This is a genomic window from Vibrio sp. 811 (assembly GCF_033339195.1).
This window is the reverse complement of the sequence record NZ_JAWOUB010000846.1, coordinates 1-540: the sequence shown is the minus strand read 5'-3', so window position 1 is coordinate 540 and position 540 is coordinate 1. Positions and strand designations below refer to the sequence as shown.

General features: G+C 46.3%; 1 protein-coding gene. It reads left to right on the top strand.

Going from position 1 to position 540, the window contains the following annotated elements:
• The coding region (cdd, locus tag R7Q46_RS29725; RefSeq protein WP_318078662.1) for a cytidine deaminase at positions 1 to 540 on the top strand (540 nt) is incomplete at both ends.

Here is a 540-nt window from a genome sequence, read left to right as displayed (position 1 = left end):
ATCAGATAAAGAGCTGCGTGTTGCTCTACTTCCTTTTGCCGCTGCATATTCTTACGCTCCTATTTCTGAGTTCTATGTTGGTGCAATTGTTCGAGGCTTGTCTGGCCGTCTGTACTTTGGTGCAAACATGGAGTTCTTTGGTGTTCAGTTAGGCCAAACTGTTCACGCAGAACAATCTGCAATTAGCCACGCTTGGATGAAAGGCGAACACGGTGTCAAAGACATCACCATCAACTTTAGCCCTTGTGGTCACTGCCGCCAGTTTATGAACGAACTGTCGACTGCTAAAGAGTTGAAAGTTCAGCTACCTGAGCGCGACGAAAAGTCATTACATGAATACTTACCAGAAGCTTTTGGTCCAGCAGACCTTGGTATTGAGTCTGGTTTGATGGCCGAAGTAAAACACCAATTTGTGTGTGATGATGAAGACGCATTGATTCAACAAGCCGTCGAAGCGATGAACATGAGCCATGCGCCGTATACCAATAACCTCAGTGGTTTGGCATTAGAGCTCGCGAACGGTCGTGTGTTTAAAGGTGC